At 57.9% G+C, this 16,946-nt stretch carries 16 protein-coding genes and 2 pseudogenes; 11 read left to right on the top strand and 7 right to left on the bottom strand.

What is annotated here, in order from left to right; genetic code table 11:
- Positions 1–74: 74 nt before the first annotated feature.
- Positions 75–1,139, bottom strand: a complete 1,065-nt coding sequence (locus DXY38_RS08025; protein WP_115071182.1) for a glycosyltransferase family 10 domain-containing protein — start codon at positions 1,137–1,139, stop codon at positions 75–77.
- A 120-nt stretch (positions 1,140–1,259) separates the two neighbouring features.
- Here DXY38_RS08025 and DXY38_RS08020 point away from each other — a divergent pair, with 120 nt between their 5' ends.
- Complete coding sequence (locus tag DXY38_RS08020) at positions 1,260–1,916, top strand: glycosyltransferase family 25 protein (protein ID WP_170952891.1); 657 nt, start codon at positions 1,260–1,262, stop codon at positions 1,914–1,916.
- Between the two features lie 127 nt (positions 1,917–2,043).
- On the opposite strand, the pseudogene uvrB reads toward DXY38_RS08020, so the two are convergent.
- Positions 2,044–4,084 (bottom strand): annotated as a pseudogene (uvrB, locus tag DXY38_RS08015) (excinuclease ABC subunit UvrB).
- Between the two features lie 52 nt (positions 4,085–4,136).
- On the opposite strand from uvrB, the gene DXY38_RS08010 reads away from it, so the two are divergent.
- The 5 genes and pseudogenes from DXY38_RS08010 to DXY38_RS07990 all read left to right on the top strand — a co-directional run bounded on the left by DXY38_RS08010 (position 4,137) and on the right by DXY38_RS07990 (position 8,120).
- Entirely contained in the window at positions 4,137–5,030 is an 894-nt protein-coding gene (locus DXY38_RS08010; protein ID WP_115071180.1) for a glycosyltransferase, read from the top strand.
- A gap of 79 nt (positions 5,031–5,109) precedes the next feature.
- Positions 5,110–5,424 (top strand): annotated as a pseudogene (locus DXY38_RS08005) (GNAT family N-acetyltransferase); the annotation flags it as partial.
- 37 nt (positions 5,425–5,461) lie between these two features.
- Complete coding sequence (locus DXY38_RS08000; RefSeq protein ID WP_371411000.1) at positions 5,462–7,009, top strand: hypothetical protein; 1,548 nt, start codon at positions 5,462–5,464, stop codon at positions 7,007–7,009.
- Positions 7,006–7,557 (top strand): hypothetical protein, encoded by a 552-nt coding sequence (locus DXY38_RS07995; RefSeq protein ID WP_115071178.1) that lies wholly within the window; start codon positions 7,006–7,008, stop codon positions 7,555–7,557. Before DXY38_RS08000 ends, DXY38_RS07995 begins: the two co-directional genes overlap by 4 nt.
- On the top strand, positions 7,557–8,120 hold the full coding sequence (locus tag DXY38_RS07990) for a hypothetical protein (protein WP_115071177.1): 564 nt from the start codon (positions 7,557–7,559) through the stop codon (positions 8,118–8,120). The genes DXY38_RS07995 and DXY38_RS07990 overlap by 1 nt, the downstream gene beginning before the upstream one ends.
- 9 nt (positions 8,121–8,129) lie before the next feature.
- Here the strand turns inward: DXY38_RS07990 and DXY38_RS13995 are convergent, their stop codons facing one another.
- The 4 genes from DXY38_RS13995 to DXY38_RS13990 all read right to left on the bottom strand — a co-directional run bounded on the left by DXY38_RS13995 (position 8,130) and on the right by DXY38_RS13990 (position 9,846).
- Positions 8,130–8,471: a hypothetical protein gene (locus tag DXY38_RS13995; RefSeq protein WP_244279057.1), complete on the bottom strand. Its 342-nt coding sequence runs from the start codon at positions 8,469–8,471 to the stop codon at positions 8,130–8,132.
- A 199-nt stretch (positions 8,472–8,670) separates the two neighbouring features.
- Positions 8,671–9,147, bottom strand: coding sequence for a 6,7-dimethyl-8-ribityllumazine synthase (gene ribH / locus DXY38_RS07980; protein WP_115071275.1), 477 nt, complete (start codon positions 9,145–9,147; stop codon positions 8,671–8,673).
- A gap of 76 nt (positions 9,148–9,223) precedes the next feature.
- Positions 9,224–9,412: a photosystem II reaction center protein PsbZ gene (gene psbZ, locus DXY38_RS07975; RefSeq protein ID WP_115071274.1), complete on the bottom strand. Its 189-nt coding sequence runs from the start codon at positions 9,410–9,412 to the stop codon at positions 9,224–9,226.
- 164 nt (positions 9,413–9,576) lie between these two features.
- Positions 9,577–9,846: a hypothetical protein gene (locus tag DXY38_RS13990; protein WP_244279056.1), complete on the bottom strand. Its 270-nt coding sequence runs from the start codon at positions 9,844–9,846 to the stop codon at positions 9,577–9,579.
- Between DXY38_RS13990 and mutS the strand changes: the two genes are divergently transcribed.
- The 3 genes from mutS (at position 9,835) to DXY38_RS07960 (ending at position 12,953) form a co-directional block, all read left to right on the top strand.
- A complete protein-coding gene (mutS, locus tag DXY38_RS07970; protein ID WP_244279055.1) occupies positions 9,835–12,261 on the top strand; it encodes a DNA mismatch repair protein MutS in 2,427 nt (808 codons plus the stop codon). The genes DXY38_RS13990 and mutS overlap by 12 nt on opposite strands.
- Before the next feature lie 105 nt (positions 12,262–12,366).
- A complete protein-coding gene (locus tag DXY38_RS07965) occupies positions 12,367–12,609 on the top strand; it encodes an AbrB/MazE/SpoVT family DNA-binding domain-containing protein (RefSeq protein ID WP_198410371.1) in 243 nt (80 codons plus the stop codon).
- Entirely contained in the window at positions 12,606–12,953 is a 348-nt protein-coding gene (locus tag DXY38_RS07960) for a type II toxin-antitoxin system PemK/MazF family toxin (protein ID WP_115071175.1), read from the top strand. The genes DXY38_RS07965 and DXY38_RS07960 overlap by 4 nt, the downstream gene beginning before the upstream one ends.
- On the opposite strand, the gene DXY38_RS07955 is transcribed toward DXY38_RS07960, so the two are convergent.
- Positions 12,922–13,524 (bottom strand): precorrin-8X methylmutase, encoded by a 603-nt coding sequence (locus tag DXY38_RS07955; protein WP_371410999.1) that lies wholly within the window; start codon positions 13,522–13,524, stop codon positions 12,922–12,924. The two genes, DXY38_RS07960 and DXY38_RS07955, sit on opposite strands and share 32 nt — an antisense overlap.
- A gap of 133 nt (positions 13,525–13,657) precedes the next feature.
- On the opposite strand from DXY38_RS07955, the gene holA reads away from it, so the two are divergent.
- Positions 13,658–14,638 carry a DNA polymerase III subunit delta gene (holA, locus tag DXY38_RS07950; protein ID WP_115071173.1) on the top strand — a complete coding sequence of 327 codons (981 nt, stop codon included), beginning with the start codon at positions 13,658–13,660 and terminating at the stop codon, positions 14,636–14,638.
- A 49-nt stretch (positions 14,639–14,687) separates the two neighbouring features.
- A complete protein-coding gene (locus tag DXY38_RS07945; protein ID WP_115071172.1) occupies positions 14,688–16,484 on the top strand; it encodes an aspartate kinase in 1,797 nt (598 codons plus the stop codon).
- The last annotated feature ends 462 nt before the right edge of the window (positions 16,485–16,946 follow it).

The following is a 16,946-nucleotide window of genomic DNA, read 5'->3' as shown; positions in this document are numbered from 1 at the left end:
GGCTTGAGTTATAGAAAAATCTCATTAAAGCTCATTATTTTACGTAAAGATTTAAATTGCTTCTTCAATAATTTTTAAAAAAGATCTAAAAAGATGCGAGCTAATTTCACAAGTATTGACGTTTCTGTTTTTTTAAACCCACCTTTGATCAACAATGGGGGGATAGTATTACTAGTATTGAATCTCTTCCATTCCAGGAAATCTTTAATATTAAGATCCATCGTTTTGTATGGGTTGCATGAAAAATGCTCATCTAAATTAAATACTTCTCTTGGTGCTCCTCCCCAATATATAGGCCTTGATTTACCAATAAAACTATCAATAATTTTTTCAGTTACGTATCCTGGTGTATAAGTATTTTCAAAACAAAGTGAATATCTGTACATCTCAAGTGTTTTTATCTTGTTGGCAACAGGCTTTGTTTGTGATCCAAAGCAGTCTACGCTTACTCCTTGCGTTCGTAACGACCTAATGGCTTGAATGCGTGTGGCAGTACTATTATTTCCTATATAAATAACACTATTCTTTTCGTTATTTGAAATACGAACTTGTTCTAGCTCGTCAGGCATACAGGCCTGATATTCATCCGTTTTTATTGCATATTCCGCTGTCCTGAGAAGCCATAGTGGAAGATATATATTTTTTCCGCAGTAATCAGAAATGTCGAACGTAAGGCTATAGTCTGCATAACCAAAGTCTGGACGAACATTCTCACCAAGATATAGAATTCTTGTAGCACCTGGATACTTAGAAAAAAATGGTTCCCCGAAACAAGAATAGAGAAGTAAATCTGGATCTTCAACGCATGTTTTCACCTCAATCCCTACATAAGAGGCCGCTTTTCTAAGAATATTTAGTATTTCATTATCGTTTTCCTTGAATCCCGCCCAAAATCCTGTAAACGCAACTGTTACTACTGAACTTTTAATATTTCTATGGCTAAGCCTATTAGCTCTTACTCGTTGACGTAACCAATAATCTCGTACATTTGATTCACTTAACATATATAATTTATTGTCAGCCATTTCAATGGCCTTGCTCGTTCCCCCTTTACGCAGTAGGTTTTCAAAGTCTAAGGCTTCATCTTCCAGGGCAAGCTGGGAACCCGGAGCAAACCACTGCCGACCAAACATATCCATATCATGAATCTCATCATTATAACGTGTCCAAAACTTGTAAATGACAGACTCTCAAGGCAAATTTCATGTCTTAATTCAGTAATATCTTCAGGTCTAATAACGGGTGTCCAAATATTTTGCATGGAAGACTCTTATGCCTTACTTCAGGTAGATAGCGCATACCGACCTGATCAGTGGGCGTCTGACATAGAATCTGGTTGGGATTTTTTCAAAGAGAATATTTCCACTAGGATTTTAAATACTACTATATATACTGAAAAATCTTCTAATTCACTTGGTCCAAGCGGATTCTTTCCTCCAAGACTTTTAACAAAAAGCGAGCAATCAGTAGCCATGAGGCATATTTTAGCTATTAAAGCGACAGCTAGAAGTAATATTCCCTGTATTATTTTGGAAGATGATGCTCTTATTGGTGACCAGGCCCTCTTTCATGAATTAATTCATTACCTTCGCGATGAATACAAAAACCGAGTCTTTTTTGACCTAACCGACAACTATATCCCCCTTAATGTCAATCATCATAAGAAGCTATCTACTGGGAATCTACATTTTTGCATTATGCCAATAGCTATCACTAGAACTTTAATGGCTTATGCAATCTCACCAGAAATTGCTCGTGCTTTGCTTGAATCTCTTTCTTGTTATTCACTACCTATAGACATGCAGCTCCAAGTTTCTCTTTCAAGGCTACTATTGCCTGGAATGAGTCTTATAAACTCTCCATTTATTCACGGCAGCAAAAACAATGCTATAACTTCAAGCGTACTCCAGCATTGACTTTCTTCCCTGCACTGATTGCATTCATATAAGTGAATTTTATAAATCAATTTTACATGGCTAGTGCATATTCTGATGATGTTGTCAGTGACAACCATGAAGACATGACCATGTTCTTTATTGTTTTTTAGGTGCTACCTATCATCTTCTGTCGCAGCTGCTTGATGCGGTCCCGTAAATTAGCAGCATCCTCGAAATCAAGCTTCTTAGCTGCCTCCTTCATTTTGGCTTCGAGCTGATTGATTAACTCAGGCAGCGTTTCGAGAGCAAGGCCAGCATTCGGATCGTCCTCCATGGCGTTTGCTGTTTTGCTAACCACTTCAACCAAATCAGCATCGGAACCTGCCTGGTTCAGCTTTCTGCTCAGCTCCAAAAAACTGAGAATCGAATTACTAGCCTTCTTGCCCGCAGCCGTGGGTACAACACCGTGTTTCTCGTTGTAGATCTGCTGGATTTTGCGTCGTCGCTCAGTCTCCGAAATAGCCCTGGCCATCGAGTCGGTCATGTTGTCGGCGTAAAGCAGTGCAACGCCGTCAACATGCCGAACAGCTCTGCCAATGGTCTGAATCAGTGAGCGTTCAGCCCGCCAGAACCCTTCCTTATCAGCATCGAGGATCGCCACCAAACTCACCTCCGGTAGATCGAGGCCCTCCCGCAGCAAATTCACCCCCACCAGCACGTCGTATTCCCCAAGTCGCAGATCCTGGATGATCTCGATCCGCTCGATCGAATGGATCTCTGAGTGCAAGTAACGGACCCGCACCTGGTTCTCCGCCAGGTAGTCGGTGAGGTCTTCCGCCATTCGCTTGGTCAGGGTGGTGACCAGCACTCTCTGGTTCTTGGACGCACGTTCACGGATTTCACCCAAGAGATCGTCGACCTGGCCCGTCGTGGGCCGCACCTCAAACACCGGGTCCAGAACCCCGGTCGGGCGGATCACCTGTTCGGCAACCTCGGCGCCGCGCACCTCCATCTCCCAATTTCCCGGGGTAGCTGAGACAAACACCGTCTGATGCGCTTTTTCCCAGAACTCGGCCCCCTTCAACGGCCGGTTATCGGCCGCACTGGGAAGGCGGAAGCCATGCTCAATCAGCACCTTCTTGCGGGCTTGGTCGCCGTTGTACATCGCCTGCAACTGCGAACAGGTGACATGGCTCTCATCCACGATCAACAGCCAGTCATCCGGGAAGTAATCGATCAGGCACTCCGGCGGCGTGCCCTCCTCGCGGCCGGCCAGGTGGCGGGCGTAGTTCTCTACCCCGTTGCAATAGCCCACCTGGTCCAGCATCTCCAGGTCGTACTTAGTGCGCTGCTCTAGTCGCTGAGCCTCAAGCAGCTTGCCTTCACCATTGAGCACATCCAGTCTCTCCCGCAGCTCCGAGCGGATGGCACTGATCGCCGAATCCAAACGGTCTTTCGGCGTCACAAAATGCTTTGCAGGGTAAATGTTCACTGCATCCAGGCTCTGCAGGATCTCGCCAGTGGTGGGATCGACATAGCGAATTGCCTCTACCTCATCGTCAAACAGCTCGATCCGCACCAGCCGGTCTTCGTAGGCGGGGCCGATCTCCAGCACGTCCCCCTTCATACGGAAACGGCCGCGGGCAATTTCGGTGTCGTTACGGCTGTACTGGTTGTTCACCAGCTACCGCAACTGACCACGAATGTTGAGGGCCTCCCCCACCTCGAACTTCACCGCCGCCTTGAGGTATTCGCTGGGAATCCCCAGGCCGTAGATGCAGCTGATCGAGGCCACCACGATCACGTCGCGCCGCTCGAACAGCGAACGCGTCGCTGAGTGGCGCAACATGTCGATCTCTTCGTTGATCGACGCCGTTTTGGCGATGTAGGTGTCGCTGACCGGAACGTAGGCCTCCGGCTGGTAATAGTCGTAATTAAGAGATGAAGTACTCAACCGCGTTCTCAGGGAAGAACTCCCGCAGCTCGTTGCATAGCTGGGCTGCCAACGTCTTGTTGTGAGCCAACACAAGCGCCGGACGGCCTGTCTGGGCGATGACGTTCGCCATCGTGAACGTCTTGCCCGTGCCCGTCGCCCCCAGCAGGGTCTGATATCGCTCGCCGCTGTTTACCCCCTTCACCAACTGCTCAATCGCCGTCGGCTGGTCGCCCTTTGGGCTGTAAGGCGCCGTGAGGTCGTAGGCGGGCATAGGCTGCAGGGCCAGACGACGAAGCGCAATTATCGCTGGGACGACCAGTGCCATGCGAACCCCACCAACTCTGCTGATACACCAAGGGGCCTCTCAACCGCTCGGGCAGCAACCTGGGCTGATTGAAGTGGGGCCCCAGGTCATCGATGGTCCGCAAAGTCTGCAACTCATTGATCTTTCGATAACTGGGCTCCGCAACGCACTAGGGCGGCGGGGCTGGGCCACAAAAGGGGTGCTGCTTCAGTACACCGATCCGTTTCTGCTGCGCGCTGCCCCGATGCGGGGCATCCGCCAATGGCCAGGACCGCGCCTCCTCGCATGCGGCGATCTCCATCACGGCCCCGATCCAGTCGGGACCCTGCAGCAGTACTGCGCCGCCGAACCACACGATGCAGTGCTTCTCACCTTCAATCCAGCTCTCCTGAAGATCGTGCAGCAACGCTTGCCAATGCCCGTGCGCTGCTTAGCCCCAACCTTTTTCCGCTACCCAACCGCAACACCCAGCCCAACACCACGGCTGGAGCTGCTCCACGTGGGAAGCCTCGGCCCCCATCACCCGCGGCGCAGAGAGCTGGTGGAAGCGTTATTGAAGCGACAAAACGTGCCTTTCCGCCACACCACCACCCAAAACGCCGAAGAAGCTGCCCGGCTCTACGCCCAGCACGCCTTGGTGCTGAATGTGCCTTTGAATCATGACCTCAACCATCGCCTGTTTGAAGTGATGGCGGCAGGGGTGCCCCAGGTGATCTTTGGTCATCCCAGCCTGCTGGGACACAACAGCCCACTAAGCAATCGTCCCGATCTGTTTTGGGCCCAATCCATTAAGGGATTAGAAGCATTGGTGAAGCAACTGTTCTCAGAGCCCGAAAGACTCCAATCCAACTTTGTGGAACCTCCGCCGTATTGGGATCTAAAAGTGCTGCTCAAAGAAGCTCTGGCTCCATGATCCGCAGCGTCCCGACAACAGGGGAGCAAGATGAAGCGGCACGGCTCCCCGACCCGTGACCCCGATACGGCTTGTTTACCATGCCTTCTGGGCCCGCGGCCGCAGCTTTTCACAGCTGAGGCGGTTGCTGGCCAGCAGCGACGCCGTGGTGAGTCTCTGGCGCGGCAAGCGGCTGGTGGGCTTCGGCCGGGCCACCTCCGATGGCTTCAGCCGGGCCGTGCTGTGGGACATCGTGGTGGCTGGCGATCTGCAGGGCCATGGCCTGGGCCGCCGGGTGATCGAAGAACTCCTCCACACACCGCCCGTGGTGGGTGTGGAGCGGATGTATCTGATGACCACCAAAAGTGCAGGTTTCTACAGGCAACTAAGCTTCCAGGATCCAAATCCTCAATAGCTGATGGTGCTGCGCCGCTAAGGCATCTCAATCCTGTCTGCCCCGGTACGATCCGGACGCGTCAGATCAGCCGATGCCTCGGGCCGCGTCCCAGTCCCCTGACGACGCCTGCAGGGCAATCTGTTCGGCGCGCCGGAGCCAGCAACACCAGCTGCAGCCGCCAGCGAGCCCGCCGCGGCCAGCCACGACAAGCGACACCTGCAGCGAATCCCCGGCTTCAAGCGATGCCGAACCCAGCAGCGATGAACCGGTCTGGGCCCACCACAGCCAATTGGATCCGCTGCAGCTCACGCCAATGCTGCGCCACTACGTGGAACTCAAAGCGGCCCATCCCGATCGTGTGCTGCTTTACCGCCTGGGCGACTTCTTCAAGTGCTTCTTCGAAGACGCCATCGAACTGTCCCGCGTGCTGGAACTCACCCTTACCGGCAAGGAGGGCGGCAAAGCCATCGGCCCTATGCCGATGGCGGGCATCCACCACCACGCCGCCGAGCGCTACTGCGCCGAACTGATCAAGCAGGGCTACAGCGTGGCCCTCTGCGACCAGCTCGAGACCACCCCCACCAAGGGCGCCCTGCTCAAGCGGGACATCACCCGGGTGCTGACCCCCGGCACCGTGCTGGAAGAGGGCATGCTCAGCGCCCGCCGTAACAACTGGCTGGCGGCGGTGGTGGTGGAGCCGGCCCAAGGGAAACAACCCCTGCGCTGGGGCTTAGCCAGCGCCGATGTGAGAACCAGCGAGGTGCAGGTGATGCAGCGGGAAGAAAGCAGCGCCCTGCACCAGCAGCTGGGTCAGCAGAAGGCCTCCGAACTGCTTTGGGCCGCTACCCACGACGCCGAGCGGACGGCCTGGTGCCCGGGACGGCTGCGGCTCACCCCCATGGCCAGCACCCCCTTCAGCCCGGCAGAAGCGGAATGCGCCCTACAACAGCACAACGGCCTCAGCAGCCTCGATGGCCTGCTGCGCTACCTGCAGGACACCCAGCCCCTGGAGGACGACAGCCGCATTCCCCTGGAGGTGCTCACCGGCCCCAACGCCAGTAGCAAGAGCTGCTATCTACGCCATATCGGCCTGATCCAGTTGATGGCCCAGATCGGCAGCTGGGTGCCGGCCCGCTCCGCAACCGTCGGCATCGCCGATCGGATCTTCACCCGGGTAGGTGCCGTGGATAATCTGGCCGCCGGACAGTCCACCTTCATTGTGGAGATGGCCGAAACCGCCAACATCCTTCACCACGCCAGCGATCGTTCCCTGGTGCTGCTCGATGAGATCGGGCGGGGCAACGCCACCTTTGATGGCCTCTCGATCGCCTGGGCCGTGAGCGAGCACCTGGCCGGCGACCTGGGCAGCCGCACCGTCTTTGCCACTCATTATCACGAGCTCAACAACCTGGCCGCCGAACGCGAAAACGTGGCCAACTTCCAGGTGATGGTGGAGGAAACCGGTGAGGATCTGGTCTTCCTCCATCAGGTGCAAGACGGCGGCGCCAGCCGCAGCTACGGGATCGAAGCGGCACGCCTGGCCGGCGTTCCCAAACCCGTGGTGCAACCGGCCCGCCTGGTGCTGGATCAGCTGGCGGCATGAACCGCAACGCTTGGCAGCTGTTCAGCAATGATTTTGATCTCGCAATAGCAACGCTCGAATCGGCATCCAAACCAGGTCTTTCAAGCCGAATGCAAGCCAGCCACTGCCAAATCCTGACCTTTTTTGGAGAATTCGGGCAAGCGCAGGATTGGCTGCTCTGCTCTGAGCCGGACGTCAGGCAACAGCCATATGCCTTGGGAGCTCTTCTACGAATCCGGCAATATCGGAATCACACCAATCCCTGGCTCAATATTTGCAGGATTGATCAAAAAAACTGGTTCAACAATATCCAAGCAATCTTCAAAAAAAAACAATTGATACGTGTCAACCTAGATGGCGGCCCTGGCGACATGCTGGAGATACTGGCGACATTGCATAACCAAAAAGAGGACCTTCGGAAACGATGCCAACTCGTCGTTCCTACCTCCGCAAAAACAGCATTAGGCCCACTACTCGAAGCACACCAGAGCACTCATCAGCTCAGCTGGAAGAACCAGCATGAGGCCAACACACTTAAGCAAAACCTGGACAAATCATCTTTCAGATAATGGTACTCAAGGCCCTACTCGCCAACCAGGAGTCAGCCCCTAGACCGCAATCCACCCTCGATATTAATAACAAGGGAATCCAAAATCGCACCCTCCTCTGTTGCTGGAGGCCGAAAGTGGACCCTGACGGAAAACTTTGGGCCCATCTCAGCAGCTTCGACATGGCCACAATCGTGCGGCTCTACCGGGAACTGATGCCAATCGCCCAACAACAGGGCATCCGGGTTGTTGACATCACCCGTTACCGGGACCACGAAGCCAAAGAGCTCCTCAACAGGCACCCGTCAGGACTCAATCTTGCCGCCCATACATTGCGAAGATTTGTCGACACCACAAATCACTTCGGTGCCAACACCTTGGTGGCCAGCATCGACACCTCACTCATCCATCTCGCCTGCTGGTGTGGCCTCAGACCAGTGATGCTCGCCCACCGCTGGCCTGATGAGCGCTGGCTCCAAGGCAGCTGGCAGAACATCGACATCCTTGAACAAGACAGCCTCTTCGACTGGGAGCCCCCCATCCAGCGCCTGATCCAACGCATTCGCAATCACGCTTGGGCCTAAAGGGAAGACCTAAGGCCTCTCCGTCTGCTGCAGCAACTTCAACACATACCCCGCCCGCTGCTGATGCCCGTAGGCCTCAGCCTCCTGGGGAATCGGATCAGGATGTGCGTTACTCCACCCCAGGATCGGCACCCCTCGCAAGTTGCCCTGCAGATGCTGCAGCACATGAATGAACTCATGGCTGATCAACAAGCAGCGAATTTCAGAGCTCATCGGCCGTTGCATGATCGTGATCGAACCCAACCGCCCGGGTTCAGCCCGATAGGTGGCGTCCTTTCCCGGTAACTCCGGCTGATCCCGCTTGCCTGTGATCCCCAGCCGACGGCCTTCGGCAAGCAACAAGTCAGCCAAGGCTGGATCCTACTGACAAGTTGGATAAGTCCCGGGAGGAGCCTGCGAGTAGTCGGAGTCTGGGTCTTGCGGGGAAATCGATGACGCTGGCTGCGGTGAAGGAACACGTTCGAACACAACCAAACGCCAGCTGCCGATCACCACCACGCTCAGCGGGAAGGCCAATGGCAGCAAACAGCCCTTCGATGACATCCCGAAGTCAGGGCAAGGCCTTCATCAGACTGCCCATTTCCAAGGCCTCCAGGCCATAACTCCAACCCAGATTGCTCTTGATGCCGGCCCGCTCCAGCGCCTGTTGCATCGTGTCGGTGGTGAGAACGCCGAAAATCACCGGCACACCGGTGTCGCGCGCCACCGCCGCGATCCCCTTGCTGGCTTCCGCCACCACCACATCGAAGTGTGGGGTGTCACCACGGATCACAGCACCCAGCGTGATCACCACTTGATAGCGGCCACTGCGTGCCAGCTGCTGAGCCACCAGGGGAAGCTCAAATGAACCCGGCACCCAGGCCACATCCAGCTGCGTGCTGTCGGCACTGGTATCAACGCCATGACGGCTCAGACAGTCCAGGCAACCACTCAGCAGTTTGGCGGTGACCAGATCATTGAAACGGGCAATGACCACAGCGATGCGCAAGCCCTGCACATCGGTGAAACGTCCTTCAAAGGTGGCCATCGCGCCGCTGCTCATTCATTCCACACTCACACCCTAACGGTGAGATCGGAGCAACAAAGAGCACCCAGACGTGGGTTCAGACCACAAAGAAGCTCACACCCCAGTTCACCAGCACCAAGGCCACCCAAGCGATACCGCCCAGCAAGATCAGGCGATTAGAACGGCCGCTGTCCTCATTGGAGGCGTACAGCACGGGAACGGCAACGATCAGAGCGAAAGACATAACCACCAGGGCCAGAACGGTGAGGGTGTTGAGGATCTGCATGGGAATTCGGTCGACGCCAGGTCGTTCTGAGCGATTCTCCCACGCTTGGGAAGCACTGCTCGCCAGAGTCCACATCAAGCTTCACAGCTTGTGGTGAACGCCATCGGTACGATCCAGCCACTTCCCATCGCCCGATGCCCCGCTCCGCTGCCCAACCTGAGGAGCTAGCCCTGCAGGGGAATCTGTTCGGCGGCCCCGATCCGACTCAGAAGCCAACCGCCACCGCCGCAACGGCCCGCGTCGCAGCAGAACTGGAAGACCTCAGCGATGCCAGCCTCAGCGCCGATGCAGCGGCCCGGCCCCGTCAGCGCCAAATCAACAACAACGATCCATCCGTCCCAGAGGCAGACCAACAGGAAGACGACAGCGACGCCCCCGCTTGGGCTCACCACAGCGAGGTAGATCAGTCCCTGCTCACACCGATGCTGCGGCACTACGTGGAGCTCAAGGCGGAGCATCCCGACCGCATGCTTCTCTATCGCCTCGGCGACTTCTTCGAGTGCTTCTTCGAAGATGCCGTGGAACTTTCTCGGGTGCTCGAACTCACCCTCACCGGCAAGGAAGGGGGTAAAGCGATCGGCCGCGTGCCCATGGCGGGCATCCCTCACCACGCCGCTGAGCGCTACTGCGCCGAGCTGATCCGCCGTGGCTACTCCGTGGCCCTCTGCGATCAGCTGGAGACCACACCCGCCAAGGGCGCCCTGCTCAAACGCGGCATCACCCGTGTGCTCACCCCGGGCACGGTGCTTGAAGAAGGCATGCTGGCGGCCCGCCGCAACAACTGGCTAGCGGCCGTCGTGGTGGAACCGGCCACCACCAACCAACCGTTCCGCTGGGGGTTGGCCAGCGCCGATGTGAGCACCGGAGATGTGCTGGTGATGGAGCGCAGCGGCAGCGACGCGCTGAATCAACAGCTGGCCCAGCTGGAGGCCTCGGAACTGCTCTGGGCCGCGAGCAACGATTCCGGTGAAAGGAAACCCAGCTGGTGCCCCGATCGCCTGCGGCTCAGCCCGATGGCGCGCACGCCCTTCAGCGCACCTCAAGCCGAACAGGTCCTGAAAACGCACTACCGCCTGGCGGGTCTGGATGGCCTGGGCCTGCAGGAGCTGCCCCTAGCCCTGCGCGCCTTCGGCGGCCTCCTTCAATACGTCAACGACACCCAACCCCTCGACGAGGAGACGCGCGTCCCCCTGGACGTACCCCAGATCGTGCAGGCCGGCGATGCGCTGGTGCTCGATGCCCAGACCCGCCGAAATCTGGAACTCACCGCCACCCAACGGGACGGCCAACTGCAGGGCTCCCTGCTCTGGGCCATTGACCAAACCCTCACCGCCATGGGCGGGCGCTGCCTGCGCCGCTGGCTAGAAGCCCCCCTGATGGACCTGGAAGCAATCCAGCTGCGGCAGGGAGTCGTCAGTCTGCTGGTGAAGAAGCGCTCCCTGCGCCAAGCGCTGCGCCGGCTGCTGCGGCCCATGGGCGATCTGGAACGGCTCGCCGGCCGGGCCGGCGCGGGCCATGCCAGCGCCCGCGATCTGGTGGCGATCGCCGATGGCCTGGAACGGTTGCCGCAACTGTCTGCACGGCTCGAGGGCAGCCTGGAGCGCTGGCCCCAGGGATTGGAACCACAGCTGATGGCGAAGCCGGAGCTCAACGATCTGGCCAGCAAGATCCGTCATGCCCTGGTAGACGCCCCCCCGCTGTCGCTCAGCGAAGGGGGCCTGATCCACGATGGCGTGGACCCCCTGCTCGATGGCCTACGCAACCAGCTCGATGATCAGAACGCCTGGCTGGCCGAACAGGAGCGCCGGGAACGGGAGCGGAGCGGCAACAGCAATCTGCGCCTGCAATACCACCGCACCTTCGGGTATTTCCTGGAGGTGAGCAAAGCCAAGGCGTCCGCCGTACCGGATCACTGGATCCGTCGCCAGACCCTCGCCAATGCAGAACGCTTCATTACCCCAGAGCTCAAGGAACGCGAAGGTCAGATTTTCCAGTTGCGCGCCCGCGCCTACCAGCGCGAATACGAACTGTTCTGCCAGCTGCGCGAGCAGGTGGGGGTGATGGCAGCACCGATCCGGGAAGCCGCCCGCGCCATCGCCAGCCTCGATGCCCTCTCCGCCCTGGCCGACACCGCCGCCACCAGAGCCTGGTGCGCGCCGGAACTGAGCGACGAACGCAGCCTGCAGATCCAGAGCGGCCGCCATCCCGTCGTGGAGCAGTTGCTAGTGGAGAGAGCCTTCACCCCCAACAACCTGAAGCTGGGCAGCGGCACCGACTTGATCGTGCTCACCGGCCCCAATGCCAGCGGCAAGAGCTGCTATCTGCGCCAGATCGGGGTGATCCAACTGCTGGCGCAGATCGGAAGCTGGGTGCCAGCCAGCTCGGCGCAGATTGGCCTAGCCGATCGCATCTTCACGCGCGTGGGAGCAGTGGATGATCTGGCGGCCGGCCAGTCCACCTTCATGGTGGAGATGGCGGAAACCGCCAACATCCTTCACCACGCCAGTGATCGCTCACTGGTGCTCCTCGATGAGATCGGCCGGGGCACCGCCACCTTTGACGGCCTCTCGATCGCCTGGGCCGTCAGTGAACATCTGGCCGGGGATCTCCAGGCCCGCACTGTGTTTGCCACCCACTATCACGAGCTCAACAACATGGCGGACGAGCGGCCCAACGTGGCCAACTTCCAAGTGATGGTGGAGGAAACCGGCGACGATCTGGTGTTTCTCCACCAGGTGCAGGCCGGTGGCGCCAGCCGCAGCTACGGCATCGAAGCCGCCCGCTTAGCCGGAGTACCAGCCTCCGTGGTGCAGCGCGCCCGCCAAGTGTTGGATCAACTCACGAGCTAACGCTCAACGAGGGTGATGACACTGCCCACCTTGAACGCAAATCGAGATCGCAAGAAGGAGTGACCTTCGGTAAGGAATCAAGGAAGTAAGATTGGCATAGAAGTCATGGACAAATCGATGTCCTTAGAAATGGCAACGCTGACCGCCAAAGGGCAGGTCACCATTCCAAAGCCCGTCCGCGATGCCCTGGGGCTGCGCCAAGGCGATCAATTGAGCTGGGAGCTTGATGATGGATGCGTCACAGTTCGCCTGATCACGCCTTTGGATCTCGCTTACCTGACAGGAATCGAGACACACCTATCGGAATGGGCCAGCACAGCCGACGACGAAGCCTTTGCTGATCTGTGACCCTATTTCCAGGTTTTGCGATCGTCAGCGTTCCCTTTCCTTTTAGCGATCGTCTCGCGACAAAACGTCGACCAGCCCTGGTGATCTCCGTTGCGAAATATCAGCAATCGGCAGGTCATATCCTCCTGGCGATGATCACTTCTGCTGAACACTCCAGCTGGCTTTTTGATTGGCACATCAAGGAGCTCGAGGGCACCGGCCTCTCCAAGCCATGCCTCATACGCCTGAAGCTGTTCAGCCTCGATCAAAGGCTGATCCTCAACCAACTCGGACAACTCTCAGCTTTGGATCAACAAGGCGTGTGTGATCAACTCAAGGCAGTTCTTGCTGAGCCTCAATGCTGACGCCATAGGGAATAGCCACCTGACGCAGCAACGCATTCACGGCTGCGGCCACCAAGCCTGCCCCGCCCCGGGTGCTGTCCAAGCGGATCTGCTCCAAGGAGGTCTGCGCCAAGCGGCGCTTGCTTTCCGGAACACCCACAAACCCCACCGGCATTCCAATCACCAGGCTGGGAGCGGCTGCTCCCGCCTCCAGTTGATCCAAGAGTTGCTCCAAGGCCGTTGGAGCACTGCCAATGAGCACCAGCGGCAAGGGCTGACCTGCCATCTCAGCGGCCTGAATCAGCTCCGGCCAAGCGCGGGCCATCGCCGCCGCCGAACGAGTGGATCCCTGCGGTGACTGAGCCGGGGCCCAATCGAGCAGACAGCGCACCTGATTGCCCGCGGTCCGTGCCGCCATCGGCCTCACCGCCGCTGCCGCCATCGCCGTGTCCGTGAGGATCACGGCACCTTGCTGAAGAGCCTGCCGTCCTGCCTCGCAGGCACCGGGGCTGAATTGCAGGAGGGCCGCCAGGGAGGGATCCCCACTGCTATGCACCAGCCGTTCCAGCACGTCTTGCGGCAAGGGGTCCAGACCGGTGTCACCCAGCAGGGCCCGAATACGGCGAATGCTTTCAGTAAAGATTGGATGATCGCGGTTCAGAGAAATCCAGACGCAACTCCGGCATCATCGACCCAACGCCGCCCCTTGAGCTTCCCGCCTCTCCATGCCAATCCATCTGCTCTGGGGTGACGACAGTGCGGCCCGCGACCGTGCCGTTACAGCCCTGATCGAGGAGGCGATTGACCCCACCTGGAGCAGCATCAACCTCAGCCGCCTCGATGGCAGCGAAGCCGGCCAAGCGCAACAGGCCCTAGAGGAAGCCCGAACTCCCCCCTTTGGCGCAGGCATGCGCGTGGTGTTGCTGCAACGCTCGCCCTTCTGCAATGCCTGTCCAAGCGAACTGGCCGATCGCTTTGAAGCGGCCCTCGAGCTGATTCCAGACAGCACCCAGCTGGTGCTCACCAACCCAGCCAAGCCAGACGGACGCTTACGCACCACGAAGGCTCTGCAGAAACGGATCAAGCAGGGGCTCGCCAGCGAACAAACATTTCAACTCCCAGCGATCTGGGATGGGGCCGGCCAACGCCAACTGGTGGAGCGCACAGCCGCGGATCTCAACGTGACCATGGACGCAGAGGCCGTCTCCGCCCTCGTGGATGCCATCGGCAATGACAGCGCACGCCTCAGCATGGAGATTCAAAAACTGGCACTCCACGCCGAAAGCCATGGGCACGAGCGCATCAGCGCAAACGCCGTGCAGAGCCTGATTGAGGGCCAAGCCACCAACGCCTTAGCCGTGGGCGATGCCTTACTGGAAGGCGATGCAGGCGGGGCCATTGGACTCCTGGACGCCCTGATCGATGCGGGTGAACCCGCTCTGCGCATCGTTGCCACCCTCACCGGACAAATCCGTGGCTGGCTTTGGGTGTTGCTGCTGGAACAACAGGGTGAGCGTGATGTGGCCGTGATTGCCAAAGCGGCCGGCATCGGCAATCCAAAGCGGATTTACGTGATGCGCAAGCAATTGCATGGCCGCAGCTCGCAGCGCTGCCTCAGCTTGCTGGGCCGCTTGCTAAACGTGGAAGCAGCCCTCAAACGCGGGGCACAACCTGGTGATGCTTTTCGCGATGGCCTCCTCGGCTGAGCCCAACTCAGATGAGCTGAAATAATCAAAGTCCAATTGGACGGCGTTGATGGCACTGCTGGTGCAGAAGTTCGGCGGCACGTCCGTCGGCAGCGTGGAACGCCTGCAGGCCGTCGCCCGTCGTATCGCCGGCTGCAAAGAAGACGGCAATGATCTGGTGATTGTGGTGTCGGCGATGGGCCACACCACCGACGAGCTCACCGCCAAGGCCAAAGCGATCAGCGCCGCCCCCCCGCAGCGGGAGATGGACATGTTGCTCTCCACCGGCGAACAGGTCTCGATCGCCCTGCTCTCGATGGCACTCCATGAACTGGGCGTGTCAGCGGTTTCGATGACTGGAGCTCAAGTGGGGATCGTGACCGAATCCGCCCATGGCCGGGCCCGCATCCTTGATGTGCGCACCGACCGGCTGCGCGCCCGGCTTGCAGAAGGGCAGGTGGTGGTCGTTGCTGGCTTCCAAGGCACCAGCCTCAGCCGGGGTGGAACCGCCGAAATCACCACCTTGGGCCGGGGCGGCTCTGATACCTCAGCCGTGGCTCTAGCCGCAGCCCTGGGTGCCGATGCCTGCGAGATCTTCACCGATGTACCAGGGGTGCTCACCACCGATCCGCGCAAGGTGGCCAATGCCCAACTGATGCCGCAAGTGAGCTGCGATGAAATGCTCGAACTGGCCAGTCTGGGGGCGGCGGTGCTCCACCCCCGTGCCGTGGAAATCGCCCGCAACTACGGCGTGAAGATGGTGGTGCGCTCCAGCTGGAGCGATGCACCAGGCACCACGCTCACCAGCCGCAATGCCAGACCGATCGGCCGCGAAGGGTTGGAACTGGGTCGTCCTGTGGACGGCGTGGAGCTCCTCGAAGATCAAGCCGTGCTGGCCCTCTCCCACGTGCCTGATCAGCCAGGGGTGGCTGCCCGCCTGTTCGAAAGCCTGTCTGCAGGCGGTGTGAACGTGGATCTGATCATTCAGGCCACCCATGAGGGCAGTAGCAACGACATCACCTTCACCGTGGCCGACGCCGATCTCGACCAGGCCCGCAGCATTTGCACCACGCTCGTGGACAGCATCGGCGGCAACCTCAGCTCTAACGGAGGCATGAGCAAGCTGAGCATCAGGGGCGCTGGGATCATGGGCCGCCCTGGCATTGCAGCTGGATTATTTGACACGCTCTCGAGGGAGGGCATCAACCTGCGTTTGATCGCCACCAGCGAGGTGAAGGTGAGCTGCGTGGTGGATGCCTCCATGGGCAGCAAAGCCTTGCAAGCTGCGCAACAGGCCTTTGAACTCAGCACCGAGCAGCAACACATCAACCCTCCTGTCAGCGGGGAAGGAGAACCCGAGGTGAGGGGCGTCGCCCTGGATCGCGATCAGGCACAACTGAGCGTGCGCCACGTGCCTGACCGACCAGGAATGGCAGGGTCCCTCTGTTCAGCGCTCGCGGATGCTGGCATCAGCCTTGATGCGATCGTCCAATCCGAACGGCAGCACAGCGATGGCAGCCGTGACATCAGCTTCATCGTGAAACGGGAAGACCGGGCAGCCTCTGATCAAGCGCTCGCACCACTCTTGGCCCAATGGCCAGGTGCCGTACTCGAAGATGGTCCTGCGATTGCCCGTGTCAGCGCGATTGGTGCTGGCATGCCTGCCACCGCAGGAACGGCAGGACGCATGTTCCGCTTCCTTGCCGAAGCGGGCGTAAACATTGAATTGATCGCCACCAGCGAGATCCGTACCAGCTGCGTGGTCGCCGAATCCGATGGCATCAAGGCCTTAGAAGCGGTGCATGCCGGCTTCCAACTTGGTGGATCTGAATGCCATCAAGCGCAAGGCACAGAATCTCCGCCTTAGAGAAAAATAAGCATTAAGCAATATTATGCCGAGAAAAAATTACCCCTATCTATTCGGGAATGACCCAGAAATAGCCGCCATTCAATTATTCAAAGAACTGAAAGACTGCAATGAAGAGCACGAACGGGCGGGCCTTCTTCACCTGCTGACTTACATCACCGATCCCAAAAGCATCGAGACATACTTAATACTAGAGAGAAATTCTTTTTTTAATCATACTTATGCAAGAGCCGCTCAGTTGCGCGTTGACCAAAACAACAACCACCCAAACCCATGGATAGCCCTTGCTCCACCTGCGCATAAAGATCAATTCCGTGTTAATTGCTTAAATATTCTCAATTCCGATGCCACCGTAGATCTTTGGCTTAGCGGAGGAATTGGCGACCAACTAGAAATGCTTACTCGGATTAAACCATGCCTAATAAACTCAGATCTATTACCCAGATTAGAAATTGTTATCCC

The organism is Synechococcus sp. UW179B (genome assembly GCF_900474245.1).
Lineage (GTDB): Bacteria > Cyanobacteriota > Cyanobacteriia > PCC-6307 > Cyanobiaceae > Synechococcus_C.
The sequence above is the reverse complement of the archived record's forward strand: the minus strand, read 5'-3'. Positions and strand labels throughout refer to the sequence as shown.

Coding starts and splice junctions, on each gene's coding strand:
- DXY38_RS07990 (WP_115071177.1), top strand. CDS start 7,557: ATGGTACTCAAGGCCCTACTCGCCAACCAGGAGTCAGCCCCTAGACCG.
- DXY38_RS08025 (WP_115071182.1), bottom strand. CDS start 1,139: ATGGATATGTTTGGTCGGCAGTGGTTTGCTCCGGGTTCCCAGCTTGCC.
- DXY38_RS07945 (WP_115071172.1), top strand. CDS start 14,688: ATGGCACTGCTGGTGCAGAAGTTCGGCGGCACGTCCGTCGGCAGCGTG.
- DXY38_RS08020 (WP_170952891.1), top strand. CDS start 1,260: ATGGAAGACTCTTATGCCTTACTTCAGGTAGATAGCGCATACCGACCT.
- holA (WP_115071173.1), top strand. CDS start 13,658: ATGCCAATCCATCTGCTCTGGGGTGACGACAGTGCGGCCCGCGACCGT.
- ribH (WP_115071275.1), bottom strand. CDS start 9,147: ATGGCCACCTTTGAAGGACGTTTCACCGATGTGCAGGGCTTGCGCATC.
- DXY38_RS08010 (WP_115071180.1), top strand. CDS start 4,137: ATGCGAACCCCACCAACTCTGCTGATACACCAAGGGGCCTCTCAACCG.
- mutS (WP_244279055.1), top strand. CDS start 9,835: ATGCTGCGGCACTACGTGGAGCTCAAGGCGGAGCATCCCGACCGCATG.
- DXY38_RS07995 (WP_115071178.1), top strand. CDS start 7,006: ATGAACCGCAACGCTTGGCAGCTGTTCAGCAATGATTTTGATCTCGCA.
- psbZ (WP_115071274.1), bottom strand. CDS start 9,412: ATGCAGATCCTCAACACCCTCACCGTTCTGGCCCTGGTGGTTATGTCT.
- DXY38_RS07965 (WP_198410371.1), top strand. CDS start 12,367: ATGGACAAATCGATGTCCTTAGAAATGGCAACGCTGACCGCCAAAGGG.